Genomic DNA, 19,832 nt, shown 5'->3' with positions numbered 1-19,832 from the left:
ACTTTATCACATAGTTAATTATCTATTATTATATCATAGTCCTATCAGAAAAACTTCTGATTTCACTAACTTCACTTTCGTAATACAAATAGTCTTTCTCCTCAAAATATGGTATAGTAGAATCATACTAGACAAGAGGAGTTTACATGTCACACGATAAACAAATGAAAGCTGTTTCTCCCCTTCTACAGCAAGCAATTAATATTTCTTCCATCATCGGTGGAGTTGGTACTTTGATTTTCTGTATCTGGGCCTATCAGGCTGGAGTCTTGCATTCCAAGGAAACCCTATCTGCCTTTATCCAACAGGCCGGTATCTGGGGACCTCCACTCTTTATCTTTTTACAGATTTTACAGACGGTGGTTCCTATCATTCCTGGTGCTCTAACCTCTGTGGCAGGTGTCTTTATCTACGGTCACATTATTGGAACTATTTATAACTATATTGGAATCGTTATTGGTTGCGCCATTATCTTTTACCTGGTTCGCCTCTACGGAGCACCCTTTGTTCAGTCTGTCGTCAGCAAGCGTACCTATGATAAGTACATCGGTTGGTTAGACAAGGGTAATCGCTTTGATCGCTTCTTTATCTTTATGATGATTTGGCCAGTTAGTCCAGCGGACTTTCTCTGTATGCTGGCAGCTCTAACCAAGATGAGCTTCAAGCGTTACATGACCATTATCGTCCTGACCAAGCCCTTTACCCTAGTCGTTTACACATACGGCTTGACCTACATCATTGATTACTTTTGGCAAATGTTCGCCTGATCACTAAAAAAAGTTGATCAAAAACTCAATTTTATACTCAATGAAAATCAAAGAGCAAACTAGGGAACTAGCCGCAGGTTGCTCAAAGCACTGCTTTGAGGTTGTGGATAGAACTGACGAAGTCAGTAACATATATACGGCAAGGCGACGTTGACGCAGTTTGAATTTGATTTTCGAAGAGTATTATCAGAAAATAAAAAAAATAAAACGCATAGGATCAAGGTTTTTCAACACCTGATATTATGCGTTTTTCTGATTGTAAAGATTTTTTCTCAACCTCTTTTTGTTAAGCTTCTTTTTTCAATAAGAGAGAAACAAGGACTGATGTCGCAATCATCCATGCTCCTAGAATAATAAATGTCATTCGACCATTCGTTGTTACTAAGCCAATTCCTGAAAGAACAAAAGGTGTTAAGGAGGCACCAAAACTACATCCCAAAACCGCATAGGAAGTCGCTTTGTTGAGGAGCTTTGCAGGGATTCTCTCAGAAATTAACTGAAAGACTGTCGTCAGAGCAATGCTATAGGCAAATCCTCCTAAGACAGAACCTGCAACGACAACCCAAAGAGAAGGTGAAAGAGCGATGATGATTTGCCCAATACCAAAGGTTACACCCGCAACCAATAACAATTTTTCCTTAAAGGCGGAGATGAGGAAAGAAAAGCTAATTCCCGCCAGAATCCCAATCAACTGCATGGCACTGAGTACCAGACTAGACAACTGAGCATCTCCAAAGCCTGCCTCAATCATGAGACTAGGAATACGGAAGGTAATAGCTGTATTGGTACATACAATGACTGCAGCTCCGACAGCTAGGAAGAAAATCAGCTGTAGCATGGAGCGAGTTAGTTTCGCTGCTTCTTCTGTCTTTTGCTTGGACTCATGAACTTCTTCTTTGTTATAAGGGACAAAGAGAAGGAAGAGTACAAGAACCACTAGACCTGCAGCGTAGGCTAGGAAGGTTGCAGTCCAGCCAAAGGCCAAAAGCTGACCGACTGTCAAGGTCAAGATAGAGGCTCCCACTACCTCAGCTGAACCACGAAAACCAAGCATCTGGATACGAGTCTTGCCATGGTACCGTTCACTGATGATAGAGATAGCCTTGGCGTTTAGCATCCCCACACCAATCCCAAAAAGAAGACGAGTAGCAAAGACAAAGTAGTAATCCTGATACCAGAAGGGAGCTGTTCCACTGATTGACAAGATCAAGAGTCCCAAGGTCAACTGAAGTCGTTCAGGAAAAATCCGTTCTAAAACTCCATTTAAAAGGAGCATAGCCATAATCCCAAAGGATGGGAGACTGACTAGAAGTTCAACCTGACCAGTCGAATAGCCCTGATAATAGTCAAACATGGATGGTAGGGCACTTGATATTGAAAATGATGTGATCAATACTAACGATAGAGAAAGTATACTCACTTTTTCCAAAAATTGTTTCATTTTATCCTCATTCATTATTTATGTTAAGTCAAAAGAGCTAGATATTACTGTAGAGATCAAAGATTTCTTTCATCTAGTCCCTATCACTCTTTTAGCAAAAAGGTCCTTTCCTATCATACACTGTTTCCCAAAAATTGGCAAGCAACTGCTTTATAAGTTCAACATAAAAAGTAGGACCATCTGACTCGGCGAAGCCTTGATGGTATCCTACTTTTATAGATTTTAGTAAACTATCTTACTTAGATTTTCAAGAATCGACGCATTGAGATTCCTGAACCAAGTGAACCGATACAGATTCCGATGAGGAACAAAAGACCGATCATCAATGGAATAAAGGTATCTGGGGTAATCAAGGATAGGTTTTGTCCAACCAAGGATGGGTTGACAGATTGGAATACTCGGTTATAGATAAAGTAAACCAGAACTGATGGAAGAGCTGCTCCCAACAAACCAATAAAGGCACCTTCTAGCAAGAATGGGCCACGGATGTAGCTGTTTTTAGCACCAACCAAACGCATGATTTGGATTTCACGACTACGTGAAATGATAGTAATACGAATGGTATTTGAGATCAAGAAGACCGCGATGAAAATCAAGAGTCCTGCAATGAACAATCCCCAAACACGGATGAAGGAAGCCAACTTGAAGAGGCGTTCCGTATTGGCACCACCGTCTTGAACCTCAGAAACTCCTTCGATTTTCTTAGCTTCTTCAGCGACTGGTTTCACATCACTTGGTGAATTGGTATCTACAATGTAGGCATCATGAAGAGGATTGGCATCTCCTTCAAAAACCTTCCACTCGTCACCCATGGTTTCAGTCAGCTTTTGGTACTGCTCTTCTTTACTTGAGAAGGTTACACTTTTAACAGCTGGCATAGCCTTGAGGGCATCATAAACCTTGTGGTAATCATTGTTTGTAACTGTTTGACCCTCTTTGACAATGGTTTCACTATTGTCTTCAACGTCTTTACGGACATAAACCATGACGCGGACGTTGTTTTCGATATCCGTTGCCAATTTTGCAGTATTAAAGATAACTGAGGCAAAAATAGCAACCAAGGTCAAAGTAATCATTACTGAACTGACAGCAGCAATGGTCATCCACCCATTACGCTTTAAACTCTTTAAAGCTTCGAATAGGTGGCGGAAAAATCTACTAATCATCGTATCCGTACTCTCCTTTCGCTTCGTCACGAACCACGCGACCATTCTCGATGGCAATGACACGGTGGCGCAAGGTATTTACGATTTGGCTGTTGTGGGTGGCCATCAAAACAGTCGTACCTTGGAGATTGATGCGCTCCAAGAGGTTCATGATTTCCCATGAGTTATCTGGATCCAAGTTACCTGTCGGTTCGTCGGCAATCAATACCTTAGGATTGTTTACGATAGCACGAGCAATGGCGATACGTTGCTGCTCACCACCTGACAATTCATTAGGGAATGAACGAACCTTATGCTTCAAGCCGACAAGATCCAAAACTTCCATAACACGTTTTTTGATATTGCGACGGCTTTCACCGACAACCTCCATTGCATAAGCGATGTTCTCATAAACGGTTTTCTTTGGCAATAGTTTGTAATCCTGAAAGACAACTCCAACACTTCGACGAAGAAGCGGAATATCTTTCTTTTTAATCTTAACAAGATTAAAACCTGCAACCTGCAAACTTCCTTTTTCAACTTTAACTTCACGGTACAAGGCACGGATAAAAGTTGACTTACCTGCACCCGAAGGACCTACGATATAGGCAAATTCTCCTGGTTCAATTTTCACAGAGACGCCACGTAGGGCTGTTGTCCCGTTGTCATACTTTTTGACAACATCTCTCATTTCAATGATCGACATGTGACTTCCTTTCTTTTAACTAATACGCCATTTTAGATAAGCATCGATGAAACCATCTAAGTCCCCATCCATGACCTTATCTACCTGCGCAACTTCAAAACTGGTACGGTGGTCTTTCACCATGGTATAAGGGGTGAATACATAGGAGCGAATCTGGCTTCCCCATGTGATTTCTTTCTTGTCCCCCTTAAGGGCATCTACCTCAGCAGCTTTCTTTTCCTGCTCCATCTGATAGAGTTTTGCCTGGAGCATCTTCATCGCACGGTCACGGTTTCCGTACTGAGTACGGTCAACGGTTGATGCAACGACAATCCCTGTCGGAATGTGGGTCAAACGGACACCTGTTGAAACCTTGTTGACGTTCTGTCCACCTGCTCCACCTGAGCGGAAAGTATCCATCTTGATATCATCTTCTCGAATATCAACTTCAATAGTATCATCCAACTCTGGCATAACTTCTACAGAAGTAAACGAGGTGTGACGACGCTTAGCTGAGTCAAATGGCGAGATACGTACCAGACGGTGAACTCCCATCTCTGACTTGAGAAGTCCATAAGCATTTGGCCCTTCAAAAGACAAGGTCACTGACTTAATACCTGCTTCATCACCAGCTTGATAATCCAAGACTTCAACCTTGAAACCTTTGGCATTACCATAACGAGTATACATACGAAGAAGCATATCGCCCCAGTCTTGGGCTTCTGTTCCACCAGAACCTGGGTGAATCTCTAAAATAGCATTATTATGATCATAAGGCTCTGACAAGAGCAGAGTCATCTCGTAGCTAGTCATCATCTGATCTAGCTCAGCTAACTTCTCCACCAACTCATCCTTAACAGACTCATCCTCTGCTAAAAAGTCTAGTAAGATTTCAGCTTCATCCTGCAACTCCTCCATCTTGTGGAAAGTATTGTAGGTATTTTTTAGTTCATTTAATTCTTGCGACGTTTTTTGGGCTGCAATATTATCGTTCCAAAAATCAGGTTCTGTCATTTTGTTTTCCAAAATGGCAATTTCTTCTTCTAACCCTTCGAGGTCAAAGAGACCCCCTAAAAGAAGCTAATTTTTCACGATTGGCGTCAATTTTTTGACGAATTTCTGAAATGTCCATATATACTCCTTTTTTGTATCGTTTTATTATACCATAATTTTTCTTATTTATCTAATCGGTGTTTTTTAAAATTTCTTATCAAAATATTTCTATTTGAAGACGAGAGAGGTATTCTCAATCATTTAGTGTGTGAGAAATCGAAAAACATCTCAGAGCTGATCAAGTTTCTTGTCCAAAAAACATTGATTGATTCTCTGAGATGTATATAAATACTATTTTAAAAGAAAAGTATCTGACAGGTCTGAACACAGCACCTAATCAACTTTCTAGCAAAGCAACTAAGATTATTCTTTATCTGCCTTCAAAGTCGGTTTTGTTTCAGCAGCTTCATCTTTTTCAGTCGCTTCTGCTGATTTTTCTCCCTTCTCTACTGGCTTATCAGAATCCTTCTTAGGATCTTCTTGACTTCCCTGAACTTCTACTTTATCAGGATTCAAGCTCCAAATGCCATCTTGATTGACCTTGTAGCCATCAGGTGTTGTGCCATTTCTCAATAAGGAACCATCTGCTTGGAAATAATACCAGTTGCCATTCAGTTGTTTCCAACCAGTCTGCATAGCTCCACTTGCATTGAGATAATAACGAGTGCCATCGACATCTAGAAAACCTGTTGCCATGACACCATCATCAGGTTTGAGATAGTACCAAAGCCCTTTATCTTTGAACCAACCTGTCTTCATGGCCCCACTTTCTGTAAAGTAGTAATATTGGTTATCTAGCAATTTCCAACCAGTCTCCATAGCGCCGCTTGCATTGAGGTAATAACGAGTGCCATCAATTTCTTGAAGACCTGTTGCCATGACACCATCATCAGGTTTGAGATAGTACCAACGGTCCTTATCTTTGAGCCAACCTGTTTTCATAGCTCCACTACTTGTGAAATAACTATAATGATTGTCAAACCATTTCCAGCCTGTCTGCATGGCTCCACTTGCATTAAGGTAATAACGAGTGCCATCAATTTCTTGAAGACCGGTTAGCATGATACCATCTTTATCTAGATAGTACCAAAGGTCCTTATCTTTGAGCCAACCTGTTTTCATAGCTCCACTGCTTGTGAAATAACTATAATGATTGTCAAACCATTTCCAGCCTATCTGCATTGCTCCACTTGCATTGAGATAATAACGAGTGCCATCAATCTCTTGAAGACCGGTTAGCATGATACCATCTTTATCTAGATAGTACCAAGTATCCTTATCCTTGATCCAACCTGTTTTCATAGCTCCAGAACTTGCAAAATAGTTCCAATGACCTTCAATCATGGCCCAACCAGTTTGCATAGCACCACTTGCATTGAGGTAATAACGAGTGCCATCAATCTCTTGAAGACCCGTTAGCATGACACCATCTTTATCTAGATAATACCAAGTGTCACCATCCTTAATCCAGCCTGTTTTCATCGCTCCAGAACTTGCAAAATAATTCCAATGACCTTCAATCATGGCCCAACCAGTTTGCATGATCCCATTGTTATCAAAATAGTAGGTTAGTCCATTGATTTTCTTCAAGCCCACTGTTCGAAGACCATCTTCATCATAATAATACCAGTTTGAACCTAGCTTTTGCCAGCTTGAAGCTGTCCCTTCTGTTTGCAAAGCACCGCTACTTGCAAAGAGCATCTTCTTACCTTTGAAGACTTGTAAACCAGTAAGCATTTTACCATCTTTATCAAACAGATACTTTTGCCCACCAATTTCAGCTAATTCATTGTATCGTCTTGCACCATTCGACTGAATATAGTACCAAGTATTATCATGATAGAACCAACCACCAATATGCATTTTACCATCTGTATTAAGATAATACCAGTCGCCGTCACTATGTGGATCCCAGCCGTCATTTACATGCACCCATCTACCAGACTGCATTTGACCTTTTCCATTAAAGAAATATGTTGCTCCAGAAATTTCTTTCCAACCGATAGCCATCTGACCATCTTTCAAACGATATTTCCAATGGCCATCTTCTTGATACCATTTCTCATCAACAGTAGGAATATTTGGAAAATCCCCTGAAACGTTTGTAAATCCTTTATCACTAATATCAAACACAGTCGCATCCTGAGTTTGACTAGATGCGTGAATCACTTGGATATTTTTCTTTTGAAGATAGTCTCTCGTTGAAGCGAGGTTAATATCTCCTCCAGTTGTTTGGATGACCATACTAGGAGAGAGATGGTCTATAAATCCAATTGTATTGGAAATCTTGGCATCGTAGTGATGATTCCATTTCATCATATCCACTTTTCCAATAACAGGTCCTAATTTATCTTCAGCTCCCTCAGCATTATCCAAATCACCACCAAGATAAATTCTTTTTCCTGCTACAGTCACTACTGCAACAATTGAATTGGAATTATCATCAAGAACTCTTTTTAGGTTTCCATCAGCATCATATTCATTTTTATAATTATAAAGTTGAATATCCATATCCCCAAATTTAAAATGGCTATCTTCATCCTTTATGTCTTGAATAAGTTTAACTCCCTTGTTCTGTGCAGCGCGGAGAGCATTATCGTAATTGAAAAGATTATCCCACAATCCCCAAGTACTTGTAATTCGTTTATCCGAATATTTTTTCAAATAAAATTTATCAACCTGATAGCGATTAAGAATTTCATCTGCTCCACCTATATGGTCACTATGAACATGAGTTCCTAGTATAAAATCCAATTTCTTTACACCTAACTGATCAAGGTGGCGAATCAAACGATCTTCCATGACCTGATAATTTCGAATGGATATCCCCCAGCGAATTGGATAGCGTGGATCCGAACCATCCGGGAAATCATAATCTTCTCCCATATCAATCAAGGCATAATGACCATTACTTTCTAGTAGGATAGCATCACTTCCAGATTTAGCTTTTGTATTGATAAAATGGATTCGATTCCCTGCACCTGCTGAGATAGTATCTGCATTGACTGTCGGTGCTTGAATGATTGATGCCGCTAAGAACAAGGCACTAAATAATATTGATTTTTTAATAGATTTCATAATACATCAAACTTTCTCTATTTCTTCTAGACTTTTTCGTTAATCAATCCAATAATTCTTATCTCCTCCTGGAACTTGTTGCTCAATAGGTGGTGGAGTCATATAGTTTTCTCCAAATTCATAAACAAGTATTTCATGGTATTTTCTAGGAGCCTTCACTACAATGTTTTCGTATGGTAGATCAATCAGATCATAGAGCCATTCTTTTTTGATTCCCTCTGGAAGGCTAGGATCAAATATCGTACAAGCAAGATACTTAGCTTGATCTAAACTATATTTCAAAGCCATATTCTCTAGTTTTTGATTCCAAGTTTGTGGAGAACTTAGTTGAAAAATAGCTGACCCAATGTAGCGAGGTAGATTTTTAAGTCCCCCATTCTCAGACTTAATCCCCTTAAAATTTAAAGAAGAGAGGCGAATAAGATATTGGTAGAGTTTCATTTTTTTACGGTCACTTTTCTCCGTTGCAACACCATCATACGGAAATACATCAACACAGGTTCCTAACACAACCGTAGAATCTCTAAGATTGGCATCTCTACGTGTTCTTATATCATAGACTCTCATATAACTGTATGGATAGCCCTTTGTTTCTCTAAAGGAAATCATTTTATAGTATGGATGATTTTCGTTTTTTAAAACCTTATAAAGTTTTTCAAATTCATCCCGAGCTAAGGAAATATCTGTATCATCATCCCAAGGAATAAAACCTTGGTGACGTACAGCTCCTAGCAAGGTTCCAAAATCGATGAAATACTTAATATCGTGTTTTTCACAGATTTTATGTAAATACTCTAGAATATCAAGTTCTACTTGCTTGATTTCTTCTAAGCTTAAAATTCTCTCAGACATCTTTGTCACTCCTAATTTTTGCTCTTTTCTAAGACGAAAAAAATTATCCATTCTCTATAATTTTCCATAGTTTGAAATCATGGTGAGAAACTTGTTGCTCTACTGGTGGCAACTGCATGTAGTCCCCATAATCTGAAGTGAGAATTTCATGGTAGTGGTTTGGTATCATGAATTCCTTACCTTCAAAATTACCAGTTTCAACATTTTCTAACCATTCGCGTTTCCAAACAGGTTTATTCATATCTTTATAAATAAGGTAGTCTACTTGTTCATAATCCTCTACTTTTCTAGATTTTGCTAATTCATCGATTTGAGAAACATACTTATTTGTGTTTGTGAAATAAAAGATCATAACAGAAATATAGCGAATCATTGAATTGACTACACTTTTAGTATTCGTAATTCCTTTGAAAGTATAACAACTTAATTGACGTTTTTTAATAATTTTGGTCATTTTATCCTTAAACGCCTGATCATCTTCATAACCATCTACAGGGAAAATATCTACATAGATACCCATATTCGAATCAATTCGCACATCCTCCTCGACTAGATAGGTCTGATTATCTTTGATCTTCATGAAAGGATAAACATAATTGATATTATTTTTATAAGACATGAGTTCATATCGTTCATCTGGATGTGCAATCAGATAATCTTGTAATTTTTCATAATCATCTCGAAGCATACAAATATCCATATCGTCGTCCCAAGGAATAAAACCTTTATGACGAACTGCCCCAATTAGACTACCATAAGCTAAGAAATATTTGGCACCAATTTTCTGACAAACTTCATGAATGTACTCCATAATTCCTAATTCCATTTTTTGAATTTCGGAAATATCTGTTACTTCCTCATAGCGGATATTTTTTTCTTTCAAACAAATCGTTAAACCATAACCAATTACTAACCAGAAAATTATGTTGATAAAATTTGTGGAGTAGATGATCTGACTTTCAAATAATTGACCAAATAAAATCCCAAAAAATAGAATTATAATTAATTTTTCATCATTTTTCTTAGTCACAACTAAATAAGTTATAAAACGTAAACTTACATAAGCGATTATGAGTATGAAAGAAATGAGTCCTAATAATCCAGAACTTACAAAAATTGTAATCAATATATTATGGAAATTACCACCAATTAGTGAATTTTGAATTTCAAATTTGCTAAAGTACTCTGTATAATAATCAGTGACGTTTCGAACACCATATCCAAATAATGGTTTTGCACTTCCCATTTTAATAGCATTTTCCCAAATATAAGTACGTCCGCTTGGAGTTGTTTCGATTAGGTGAAGTTCACCATTTTTCTTAGCTACGTCCGAATCTGTCTCAGAATAAGACTCACCTTTATTTAAGTCAATGACTGTTGCCTTAGCAGCTAAAATATATACTGAAGTTACATAACTAATACCAATATTGCTAGCTACAATTAAGGTACCAGCAACCAGAAATGTGAGACATTTTTTCAGTAGATTTCCTCTGGCAATAAAAAGCGAATAAAATCCCAGCATTAAAACGGCTGATAATAAGGCACCTCTACTTTGCATAGCCGCAAAATTTAGAAATTGAATTACATTATTTATCTTCAGATAAATCGAGTACTTACTTCCTTTGTGGATGAGATACAAAGCAAAAACAATACTAATATAAGAAAAAATAGCACTTGCATTTGGGTTAACAACTCCCCATAAACGACCATTCATAACACCATAATAATAGGAGTGTTCTCCAATTTTAAATAATATTAAAATTCTAAATATTAAAAGAACAAAGGCAAATATAGCAGAGAAAAAAGAAACAAATTGAACCGTTCCAGCAATCAAGCGAATTAACTTCTTAAGATATTCTGAATTCACCATAGTAAATAGCAAAATGTAGGCTATCATAAAGAAGATTTCAATCATATTCCCAAGCAAGTGACCCGAACGATTAACCACTGTTGCTACTAGATGACTACCTGCTAAGAGTCCAAATAAACCTAGATATTTCTTATCAATTTCTATTCGTTTCCAATTTAAAAATAAGGTTAAACAAATACAAAGAACAACAATTGCTGACAATCCTTTATAAATAGGACTTGTTACTTTATACACTAGTGAACTCATGCTTAAAATCGAAATAAAAACAAACAGATATGAAATCCAAAATTTTGATTTTTCAAAGCATTCATTCGTTTTTGAAAAATTCATCTTCAACTCCTTTAAATGACATTATTGATTTAAGCCGACGATTTGTCTATAGATCCATGGAGAAACAAGGAGGGACAAAACGGCTATTTTTCGAAAATTAGTAAAATAAGGATCTTTTAATATCTCAGATAAATGTTTAATAATCCACTTTCTCAACTTAATTTTTTCTGTTGGATATTGACTTAAATCTGTAAAGATTATTTTATCGTACACTGTGATATATGACCAACATTCTCTATTCACTAATTCAGTTTTTAGTTTTGGAAATATTTGAAAAACTTCAAAAATAATAATTTTATAGACCTCTATGGTATCAAATACATGATCGTTGACAGAAGTTGTTGCACTTCCCTGACGATGATCATAATAATAGATTGGTTTATCAACAAATACACTAGTACATCTGGTTTTTAGTAAGACTTCTGTTAAAAATAAAGCATCTTCAGCCAAATGATAGTCTGTATTGAATGTAAAACTTGAAACAATCTCTCTTTTAAATAATTTTGCAACAGGGAAAAAAGAAGTTCTAGTTGTCGTCAATAATTCTCTCATCGTCTGCTCTGTCGACCATTTCTCTTCTTTTCCTGAAAAATTCGGTAATTCTGTAATTTGACCATTTTTTATATGATGGAGACGTGCTATACTAACCCCTATAGACTCGTCACTGTCAACTACACTTATTAAAGTTTCCAAGTAATCTGGTGTAATAAAATCATCACTATCAATAAAAGTAATCCATTCTCCTCTTGAATGTTGAATACCTATATTTCTAGCATTCGAGACTCCTGCATTCTTAATATGAAAAACTTTGATATTTTCATTTTTAGATGCCAACTGATCGCACAAGGCACCACTCTGATCTGTCGAACCATCATCAATAAGAAGCAATTCAAAATTGGTATAAGTCTGCTTTAAGATTGACTCAACACATCGTTCCAAATAAGCTTCTACATTATAGACTGGAACAATAACGCTAATTTTTTCTTTCATCATGCTCCATATTCTCCCTTATATTCAGTGTAACTCTTATCCATATCTGCTATAAGGGCATCGTGGTGAGGCACTTGCTTGTCTGCCGGTGGTGGTGTCATGTAGTCACCAAAAGCTGTGCTGAGATAGGCATCATAACCAACTGGAATAGGCATTTCTGTTCCTTCGAATGGTAGGAAAATATTATCTTCAAAGGCTTGAATTGGATATTTCTTTTTCATGTAGCCTGGACCTGAACATAATTCCGTGATGCCATCACTTTCTGCTAGACCATACTTGGTCATTTCTTTCTCAGCTTTTTTCCAGATACGATAACGAAGGGATTTAGGAGTTAATCCTAATAAAATCGTGCTGCCGCATTTCATGAGGGCTCCATGTTTTTCTGGAATGGTTTGTGCACAGAAGAGGGAATAAATCAAAGCCCAACGTACTTGTTTCTTACGTTCAGCTGGATTTTTAGGGTAGTAGTCCAAGGGAAGAACATCCAGAGCCAAGCCGTGTGGGAGGTCCAAATCTTGTTGGTAAGGCTTGATGCAAGTTGTTTCCTTGTCTCGAATAGTGATAAAGAGGTTGCGGTCAACAAAGTCTCTATCACTTTTTGATAGGAAGTAACGCTCGTCCGCATAACGAGGCCATAGCTCTGCTAGTTTTTCATAATCTTTGCGGGGCATAAAGAAGTCTAAATCATCATCCCAAGGGATAAAACCTTTATTTCGTAGAGCACCAATAGCTCCTCCACCACACAAATAACAGAGTAAATCGTATTCTTTACAAAAGGCGACAAAATATTCAGCCATCTCTAAGCTACGAGTTTGAATTGCCTTTAAATCACTCATCTTATTCTCTTCCTCTCCTGATAGAATACATCATTCTATTATACCATAAAAACAGTTTATAAATCCATCTAACCATGTGAAAAATCAAAGCCCGAGACACCTGTTGCCATAGGTATTCCAAGCTCTGATTCGTTTTTTTCAGTTTACCTAAATCCCATCTGGGCCATTTTATTTTGGTAAGCTTTTTGATCTACTCGAAGTGATTGACCACCGTATACGTCAAAGTCGTCTACCCAGTCTCCAAGTTCTGGAACTGTCAATCTTTCAATACCATTCTGACCTCCTTCAAGGACTGATAATCCGTTAGTCAATAAGAAAGTATATGGAAGATTTGTAGAGGTCATGGCAAATACTTTTCCTAGTGCTTCTGAGCCTGTGAAAAGTTTTGTCGGATCTTTAATTTGCTGTAAAACAGCTGTCATGACCTGCTGTTGTCGACGAGTACGACCATAATCCCCTTCATCATCATCACGGAAACGTGCATAGTTGAGAAGAGTCGAACCATTCATCTGTTGTTTCCCAGCTCGAATGGTTTGAGTCGGTGATTCAGTTTCCGTTGCATGCAAATCATCTCCTACAGTCGCTTCTGTCACTGGGACCCCGTTTAGAGTTGAAAACTGAGCATCAATGGTCACACCATCAGGGAAAAGCGTATCAATGGCTGTCGCAAAGGCTTGGAAATCGACAAGGGCATAATATTTGATGTCTAGATCAAAATTATCCTTGAGAACCTTGCGGACCATTTCAGCCCCTTGTTTACCTTCTTGTTCCCCTAATTCGTAGGCTAAGTTTAATTTATGGTCGGTCTGTTTTTGACCATTGATAACTTGGCTATACCCATCAATATAGACTAAGTTATCACGCATAAAGCTAACGAGCTTCAATTTTTTATCTTTGCCACTTACATTCAGAACCATAATGGAATCTGTCCGTGTTTCTGCACTATTCTGTCCGATACGTCCATCTGTTCCCAAAATAAGAATATTAACACCATCTCGGGTATCCTGTCCATTAAAAACCTCAACCTGAGCAGCTTTGGCATCTTTGGGCCCATTTGAGCTATTAGGATTCGCCGATTGGAATCCCTTTAAGAACATGACGATCATTCCAACTGCTACACAAAGGAATAACATCCCTAACCAAGCAAATAAGCGTTTAAAACGAAAACTTCTTTTTTTCTTTTGCTTCTTATCTTTTGGAACCTTTGTTTCCAGTTGAGCACCACCACTACGGCGACTAGAACGGCTACGATTAGCATAGGTTGGCAGGTCGATACCAGAGTCTGAAAGAAGTTGTTCTTTAGTTTCTGGATTGAAAACTTCCGCTGAACTTTTTTGACCTTCTAACTTAGCATGTAATAAGTCAAATTCTCTCTTTTCTTTTTCATTCAAATAATGAATATTTTTCAAAAGATAGTCATATCTCAGTTTTTCATGGTGTGTCAAAGGATTCTCTCTAGTCATTCCTTCTCCTTTCCTTTATCCTGTATGGTATAGATAGGATAAGCACCTAGTACTTTATACTGGATTCCAATCGTTTCTAGTTCTTTTTGAGCAAAATGGACCAGTTCTTTATCAGCATAGTCCACATCAATGATAAAAAAGTATTCGCCCAAGGCTGTTTTTAGGGGACGACTCTCAATTTTAGTCAAGTCAATCCCACGCCAAGCAAAGGTAGAAAGTGCCTTATATAATGCACCTGGAAGATTATCTGGCAAAGTCAAAGCTAGACTCATCTTTTCAGAACCTGGACTCAAGGGAATTTGTGGTAAGTTAGGTCCCAAAACCCAAAAACGAGTAAAATTGGCTTCCATTTCTTGAATATCTTGAGCGATGAGTTCTAAACCATATTCCTCTGCAGAACTTCTTGGAGCAATCGCCGCAAATGGTTGATCAGGATGCTCAGAAACATAGCGCGCAGCGTAGGCTGTACTGGCAGTGACTTCTAGTTGCGCATCTGGATAATGCTCGTCAATAAATTTCTTCCCCTGTGCCAAGGCCTGTGGGTGAGAAAAGATTTTCTCAATTTTAGATTGCCCTGGCACTGCCATCAGCTGTTGATGGATTGGCTGAACAATCTCTGCCACAGCTTGAATGCGAGCCTGATGGAAAAGATAGTCCAAGGTTTCATGAACACTACCTTCAATGGAATTTTCAACTGGAACTACTGAATAGTCTACCATTCCCTGTTCATAGGCCTTTATAACGTCCGTAATATTTGAAAAAGGCTCTAGTTCCTCATGAGGAAAAGCCGTCTGCACAACATGGTGCGAAAAAGATCCTTTGGGACCTAGATAGGCAATTTTCATCTCAATTCCTCTATAATTTCCTCTGGGCTTAGCTTGGACACATCGATAACTTTACTAGCCACTTCCTCATACCAAGCCTGTCTTTCATTAAAAATCCCTGCCAAATCTTCCTTACTATTTTTTAGAAATAGCGGGCGTTGATTGTCCTTATCATCTGAAATTCGCTGGTACAGGGTCTCAAAATCTGCTTTAAGGTAGATGTTGTCTGGATTTTGCTTTAGCAAGGCACGATTACGCGGAGAAATGACTACTCCTCCCCCAGTTGACACGACTTGGTCTGTTTTTAATAAATCAGCTAAAATTTCTGATTCTACCTGACGGAAGGCTGCTTCTCCTTTTTCTTCAAAGAAACGAGCAATCGGCATCCCCAGTCGGTCTTCGAGCAAGGAATCCATGTCTACAAAGTCAGGATCTAATCCTCTAGCAATAGTAGATTTTCCTGCACCCATAAAACCTAGTAAAACCTTAGCCATGAATCAAAGTCTCCAAATCATCAAAGAAGCTTGGGTAGCTAGTATTAATAGCTTCAGCTCGATCCAATTCAACTTCTCCATCTGCCACTAAAAGAGCTGCAATGGCTGTCATCATGCCGATACGGTGGTCACCAAAGGTATTTACTCTGGCTCCATGAAGAGCAGATTTCCCTTTGATAATCATGCCGTCTGCTGTAGGAGTAATAGCTGCTCCCATGCTATTTAAGGCATCTGCGACAACTTGAATACGGTCAGTTTCTTTAACCTTGAGCTCTTCTGCATCTTTGATGACTGTTTGACCTTGAGCTTGGGTAGCAAGAAGGGCGATAATTGGCAATTCATCAATCAAACGTGGAATCAAAGCTCCGCCAATCTCAGTTCCTTTTAGGTCTGATGTCTCAACAGTCAAAGTTGCAGACTTAGCAATCGGGTCAACATCAGTAAGTTCTAATTTCCCACCCATAGAGCGGATAACATCGATAATCCCTGTACGAGTTTCGTTAATACCGACATTCTTAAGCACTACACGAGAATTTGGAACAATCAAACCTGCGACTAGCCAAAAGGCTGCACTGGAAATATCTCCTGGTACGACCACCTTTTGTCCAGTCAGTTTTTGAGGCCCTTGGACTGTGATTTTCTTACCGTCCACACTTAAATGACCACCAAATTGTTGGAGCATATCTTCTGTGTGGTTACGAGTGCACTCCTTCTCAATGATGACAGACTGACCTTGAGCCTGCAAAGCCGCAAAAATCAAGGCTGACTTAACTTGAGCAGAGGCAATTGGCAATTCATATTGAATAGGTTTTAAGCTTTTTGTTCCTTTTAAGTGCAACGGTGGCAAGTCTCGCTCTGTTTGACCTGAAATGCTAACTCCCATCTTTTTCAAGGGAAGGGTCACACGATCCATGGGGCGTTTAGAAAGACTGTCATCCCCAAACATCTCTACTTCAAAGTCTGCACCAGCAAGGACACCTGAAATTAAACGAATAGAGGTCCCAGAATTTCCCATATCTAGGGCATTCTGAGGGGCTTTTAATCCACCCATCCCAACACCTTGAATGGTAACGAAACCATCCTTGTCCTCAATCTCTACGCCGAGATCACGAAATACCTGTATGGTTGACAAGACATCTTCACCACGCAAGATATCATAAACCTTCGTTTCACCCTCAGCCAAGCTTCCAAAAATGATAGAGCGATGACTGATGGACTTATCCCCAGGTACGCGAATACTACCATTCAAATGGTTAACGTTTGTTTTTAACTTCATACTAGACCTCATACTGACAATACTTTTTCTTATTTTATCATAAAAAGTCAGAAATTTCTTAAAAATTCCTGACTTTATGAGGTAAATTCTTATTTTAACAGTTCTGAAATTGGTTCAAAGACAATTTTTTCAATATCAGAAAGGTAGATCGAAAGTTGTTGCTGTTTGGCAAAGAATTCTGACAAGAGAGCATTGCCTTGAATCAACTTACCAAAGTTTTCCATTTTTTCTTGGAAAGAAGCGTCTGGCATTTGACCAGTTTGGGCCATGACTTGGATTTCATGTTGAAAAGCAATATAATCTGCAAAAATTTTGCTAGCTTCTGCATCTGCTTGGATGGCATCTCTAGCTTCTTTAACCGCCTTGTATTCAGGCAATTCGCGCAGTCCACGACTAAGTGCATTTGCACTATCATAAATATTTGACATAATTGTCCTCCTTATTTAATAACGACTGTGTAGTCAGTATTTTCTGTAATGACTTGCTCAGCACGTTTTAAATCCTGAGCATTCTTAAAGGAAATTTGCAGAATCCCGTGAACATCCTCACGGTTTTCCTCATTGATATGGATATTGACCAAAGAAGTTCCACGTAGCAATTCCAAGATGCGTAAAATCACATCTTCTTCATCGGGAACATCTACATAAAGGTCAAATGAGCTATCTACTCCACCGCGTTTATGGATTTCCATAGCTTGACGTTGCTCACGCGCTTGATTGAAAAAATTCCAAATTTGGTTTTCATCACCCTTACTGATAGCTTGTCCAATCTCGTCCAAACGGCCCTTGAAGTCTTCGATGCGTTCAATAATGGTATCCCGATTGGATAAGAGGATAGAAGTCCACATACCCGGCTCACTTTCGGCAATCCGAGTCATATCACGAAAACCACCGGCCGCAAAGCGTCGCGCCATTTCATGCTCTTCAGCATAACTTGCAGTTTGTTCCATCAGGCCTGATGCTAAGATATGCGGAAAATGGCTAATCTGAGAAGTCACTCGGTCATGCTCTTCAGCATCGATTTCAATGAAACGAGCATGAAGACCTGACAGCAAGTCTCTCATTTCTTCAAGCGTATCTGGAGTTGTCAGACTCGAAGGCGTAAAGATATAGTAGGCATTTTCAAAGAGATTAACATCGGCAGAAGCCGCTCCTGTCTTGTGACTTCCTGCCATGGGATGGGCCCCGACAAAGCGAACGGACTTATCAGCAAAACACTTCTCAGCTGTAGCCACGATAGCTGACTTGGTCGATCCAGCATCGGAAATAATGACACCTTCTTTCAAGTCCAAGTTGGCCAATTCCTTAATAAAGGCAATAGTTTGCTTGATTGGCAGGGTAAGAATGATGACGTCTGCAAGTGGAGCAAAACTGGCAAAATCATCCGTCGCTCGGTCAATCATTCCTCTCTCCAAGGCAATATCTCTAGACGCTTGACTACGATTGTATCCTAAAATTTCATAATCAGGATGATCCCGCTTGATTCCGAGTGCCATGGAAGCACCAATCAAACCTAGTCCTGCGATATAAATGGTTTTTGCCATAAGAACTCCTTAATAATTCTTTGTATACTCCCGATGTTTCGCAACAGCTTCTTTTAATTCTTCCAGATTATCAGAGGAGAATTTCTCAAGGATTTCTTGAGCCAAAACCGTTGCTACGACTGCTTCCATAACAACACCTGCTGCTGGAAGAGCGGTTGGATCACTTCTCTCTACCGTTGCCTTATAAGGCTCATGGGTTTCAATATCGACACTCATTAATGGCTTATAGAGAGTCGGAATTGGTTTCATAACCCCACGGACAATAATCGGTTGGCCATTGGTCATACCACCTTCGAAACCTCCGAGATTATTAGTCCGACGAGTATAGCCATCTTCTGGTGACCAGAGGATTTCATCCATGACTTGGCTGCCCTTGAGATAACCTACTTTAAAACCAAGTCCAAACTCCACACCCTTAAAGGCATTGATTGAAACAACTGCTTGAGCTAGTCTCGCATCTAGTTTGCGATCCCATTGAACATAAGAACCCAGACCAACCGGAACACCACCGACAACTGTTTCGACAACACCACCAATAGTATCTCCATCACGTTTGATTTGGTCAATATAATCCTTGATCTCCTGCTCACGTTCTTGGTTGACGATAGAAACTTCTGACTGGGCAGCTAGTTTTTTAATCTCTGCGACTGTTAAGTTTTCTGGAACATCGATTTCCTTGCCACCAAAAACAACAACATGGTTGGCAATTTCGATATCAAGCTTAGTCAATAAACACTTGGCAACAGCTCCAACTGCCACTCGCATAGTCGTTTCACGGGCAGATGAACGTTCCAGGGAATTTCGCAAATCATCAAAGCGGTATTTGATACCTCCTACCAAGTCAGCGTGACCTGGGCGAGGATGTGTGATTTTTCGTTTACTTTTAAGTTTATCCTCAATATCCTCGGCAGACATGATATCTAGCCATTTTTGATGGTCTTTGTTAATGACATCCATGGTAATGGGAGCCCCTGTCGTCTTCCCGTGGCGAACACCAGAAGTAAAGACAACTTGGTCACTTTCAATCTTCATACGACCACCACGTCCGTATCCACCCTGGCGACGTTTGAGATCCTCATTAATATCTTCTGCAGTTAAAGGAAGACCTGCTGGGATTCCTTCAATTATTGCTGTCAGACGAGGACCATGTGATTCTCCTGCTGTTAAATATCTCATACATTCTCC

General features: G+C 39.1%; 17 protein-coding genes. 1 reads left to right on the top strand and 16 read right to left on the bottom strand.

Annotated elements, in window-relative coordinates; translation table 11 throughout:
* Positions 1-146 precede the first annotated feature (146 nt).
* The gene (locus QM917_RS02055; RefSeq protein ID WP_281334666.1) at positions 147-767 is read left to right on the top strand and encodes a TVP38/TMEM64 family protein; all 621 of its coding nucleotides are present in this window, start codon (positions 147-149) and stop codon (positions 765-767) included.
* Between the two features lie 286 nt (positions 768-1,053).
* Here QM917_RS02055 and QM917_RS02050 read toward each other — a convergent pair whose 3' ends face one another.
* The 16 genes from QM917_RS02050 to aroC all read right to left on the bottom strand — a co-directional run bounded on the left by QM917_RS02050 (position 1,054) and on the right by aroC (position 19,823).
* Entirely contained in the window at positions 1,054-2,208 is a 1,155-nt protein-coding gene (locus QM917_RS02050; protein ID WP_075232085.1) for an MFS transporter, read from the bottom strand.
* Positions 2,209-2,447: 239 nt separating this feature from the next.
* The gene (gene ftsX / locus QM917_RS02045; RefSeq protein ID WP_049504537.1) at positions 2,448-3,374 is read right to left on the bottom strand and encodes a permease-like cell division protein FtsX; all 927 of its coding nucleotides are present in this window, start codon (positions 3,372-3,374) and stop codon (positions 2,448-2,450) included.
* A complete protein-coding gene (gene ftsE, locus QM917_RS02040; RefSeq protein WP_049548597.1) occupies positions 3,367-4,059 on the bottom strand; it encodes a cell division ATP-binding protein FtsE in 693 nt (230 codons plus the stop codon). The genes ftsX and ftsE overlap by 8 nt, the downstream gene beginning before the upstream one ends.
* A 15-nt stretch (positions 4,060-4,074) precedes the next feature.
* Positions 4,075-5,170, bottom strand: a protein-coding gene (gene prfB, locus QM917_RS02035; protein WP_148131633.1) for a peptide chain release factor 2 whose coding sequence is annotated in 2 segments (ribosomal slippage) — positions 4,075-5,097 and positions 5,099-5,170 — 1,095 coding nt in all. Because the reading frame shifts where the segments join, the coding sequence is not laid out codon by codon here.
* Between the two features lie 284 nt (positions 5,171-5,454).
* A complete protein-coding gene (locus QM917_RS02030) occupies positions 5,455-8,169 on the bottom strand; it encodes an MBL fold metallo-hydrolase (protein WP_414284586.1) in 2,715 nt (904 codons plus the stop codon).
* A gap of 39 nt (positions 8,170-8,208) precedes the next feature.
* Complete coding sequence (locus QM917_RS02025) at positions 8,209-9,021, bottom strand: LicD family protein (protein ID WP_414284584.1); 813 nt, start codon at positions 9,019-9,021, stop codon at positions 8,209-8,211.
* Between the two features lie 43 nt (positions 9,022-9,064).
* The gene (locus QM917_RS02020) at positions 9,065-11,221 is read right to left on the bottom strand and encodes a LicD family protein (RefSeq protein ID WP_281334669.1); all 2,157 of its coding nucleotides are present in this window, start codon (positions 11,219-11,221) and stop codon (positions 9,065-9,067) included.
* A gap of 21 nt (positions 11,222-11,242) precedes the next feature.
* Complete coding sequence (locus tag QM917_RS02015) at positions 11,243-12,214, bottom strand: glycosyltransferase family 2 protein (protein ID WP_414284581.1); 972 nt, start codon at positions 12,212-12,214, stop codon at positions 11,243-11,245.
* Positions 12,211-13,047, bottom strand: coding sequence for a LicD family protein (locus QM917_RS02010; protein ID WP_414284580.1), 837 nt, complete (start codon positions 13,045-13,047; stop codon positions 12,211-12,213). Before QM917_RS02010 ends, QM917_RS02015 begins: the two co-directional genes overlap by 4 nt.
* A gap of 143 nt (positions 13,048-13,190) precedes the next feature.
* The gene (locus tag QM917_RS02005) at positions 13,191-14,510 is read right to left on the bottom strand and encodes an LCP family protein (RefSeq protein ID WP_414284578.1); all 1,320 of its coding nucleotides are present in this window, start codon (positions 14,508-14,510) and stop codon (positions 13,191-13,193) included.
* Complete coding sequence (gene pheA / locus QM917_RS02000; protein WP_414284576.1) at positions 14,507-15,355, bottom strand: prephenate dehydratase; 849 nt, start codon at positions 15,353-15,355, stop codon at positions 14,507-14,509. Before pheA ends, QM917_RS02005 begins: the two co-directional genes overlap by 4 nt.
* Positions 15,352-15,828 carry a shikimate kinase gene (locus QM917_RS01995; protein WP_414284574.1) on the bottom strand — a complete coding sequence of 159 codons (477 nt, stop codon included), beginning with the start codon at positions 15,826-15,828 and terminating at the stop codon, positions 15,352-15,354. The genes pheA and QM917_RS01995 overlap by 4 nt, the downstream gene beginning before the upstream one ends.
* Entirely contained in the window at positions 15,821-17,104 is a 1,284-nt protein-coding gene (gene aroA / locus QM917_RS01990; protein ID WP_414284573.1) for a 3-phosphoshikimate 1-carboxyvinyltransferase, read from the bottom strand. The genes QM917_RS01995 and aroA overlap by 8 nt, the downstream gene beginning before the upstream one ends.
* A gap of 89 nt (positions 17,105-17,193) precedes the next feature.
* Entirely contained in the window at positions 17,194-17,532 is a 339-nt protein-coding gene (locus QM917_RS01985; RefSeq protein WP_414284572.1) for a YlbF/YmcA family competence regulator, read from the bottom strand.
* Positions 17,533-17,543: 11 nt separating this feature from the next.
* Positions 17,544-18,647, bottom strand: coding sequence for a prephenate dehydrogenase (locus tag QM917_RS01980; RefSeq protein ID WP_414284570.1), 1,104 nt, complete (start codon positions 18,645-18,647; stop codon positions 17,544-17,546).
* Positions 18,648-18,656: 9 nt separating this feature from the next.
* Positions 18,657-19,823, bottom strand: a complete 1,167-nt coding sequence (gene aroC, locus QM917_RS01975) for a chorismate synthase (RefSeq protein WP_414284568.1) — start codon at positions 19,821-19,823, stop codon at positions 18,657-18,659.
* Between the last annotated feature and the right edge of the window lie 9 nt (positions 19,824-19,832).

It is taken from the genome of Streptococcus infantis (assembly GCF_047460685.1).
GTDB classification, from domain to species: Bacteria; Bacillota; Bacilli; order Lactobacillales; family Streptococcaceae; genus Streptococcus; species Streptococcus infantis_AD.
Note: the sequence above shows the minus strand (reverse complement) of the source record. Positions and strands in the feature narration are given on the sequence as shown.

Coding starts and splice junctions, on each gene's coding strand:
- ftsX (WP_049504537.1), bottom strand. CDS start 3,374: ATGATTAGTAGATTTTTCCGCCACCTATTCGAAGCTTTAAAGAGTTTA.
- QM917_RS02030 (WP_414284586.1), bottom strand. CDS start 8,169: ATGAAATCTATTAAAAAATCAATATTATTTAGTGCCTTGTTCTTAGCG.
- QM917_RS01995 (WP_414284574.1), bottom strand. CDS start 15,828: ATGGCTAAGGTTTTACTAGGTTTTATGGGTGCAGGAAAATCTACTATT.
- QM917_RS02025 (WP_414284584.1), bottom strand. CDS start 9,021: ATGTCTGAGAGAATTTTAAGCTTAGAAGAAATCAAGCAAGTAGAACTT.
- QM917_RS02015 (WP_414284581.1), bottom strand. CDS start 12,214: ATGATGAAAGAAAAAATTAGCGTTATTGTTCCAGTCTATAATGTAGAA.
- QM917_RS02050 (WP_075232085.1), bottom strand. CDS start 2,208: ATGAAACAATTTTTGGAAAAAGTGAGTATACTTTCTCTATCGTTAGTA.
- QM917_RS02010 (WP_414284580.1), bottom strand. CDS start 13,047: ATGAGTGATTTAAAGGCAATTCAAACTCGTAGCTTAGAGATGGCTGAA.
- QM917_RS02005 (WP_414284578.1), bottom strand. CDS start 14,510: ATGACTAGAGAGAATCCTTTGACACACCATGAAAAACTGAGATATGAC.
- QM917_RS01985 (WP_414284572.1), bottom strand. CDS start 17,532: ATGTCAAATATTTATGATAGTGCAAATGCACTTAGTCGTGGACTGCGC.
- ftsE (WP_049548597.1), bottom strand. CDS start 4,059: ATGTCGATCATTGAAATGAGAGATGTTGTCAAAAAGTATGACAACGGG.
- aroC (WP_414284568.1), bottom strand. CDS start 19,823: ATGAGATATTTAACAGCAGGAGAATCACATGGTCCTCGTCTGACAGCA.
- QM917_RS02055 (WP_281334666.1), top strand. CDS start 147: ATGTCACACGATAAACAAATGAAAGCTGTTTCTCCCCTTCTACAGCAA.
- pheA (WP_414284576.1), bottom strand. CDS start 15,355: ATGAAAATTGCCTATCTAGGTCCCAAAGGATCTTTTTCGCACCATGTT.
- QM917_RS02020 (WP_281334669.1), bottom strand. CDS start 11,221: ATGAATTTTTCAAAAACGAATGAATGCTTTGAAAAATCAAAATTTTGG.
- aroA (WP_414284573.1), bottom strand. CDS start 17,104: ATGAAGTTAAAAACAAACGTTAACCATTTGAATGGTAGTATTCGCGTA.
- QM917_RS01980 (WP_414284570.1), bottom strand. CDS start 18,647: ATGGCAAAAACCATTTATATCGCAGGACTAGGTTTGATTGGTGCTTCC.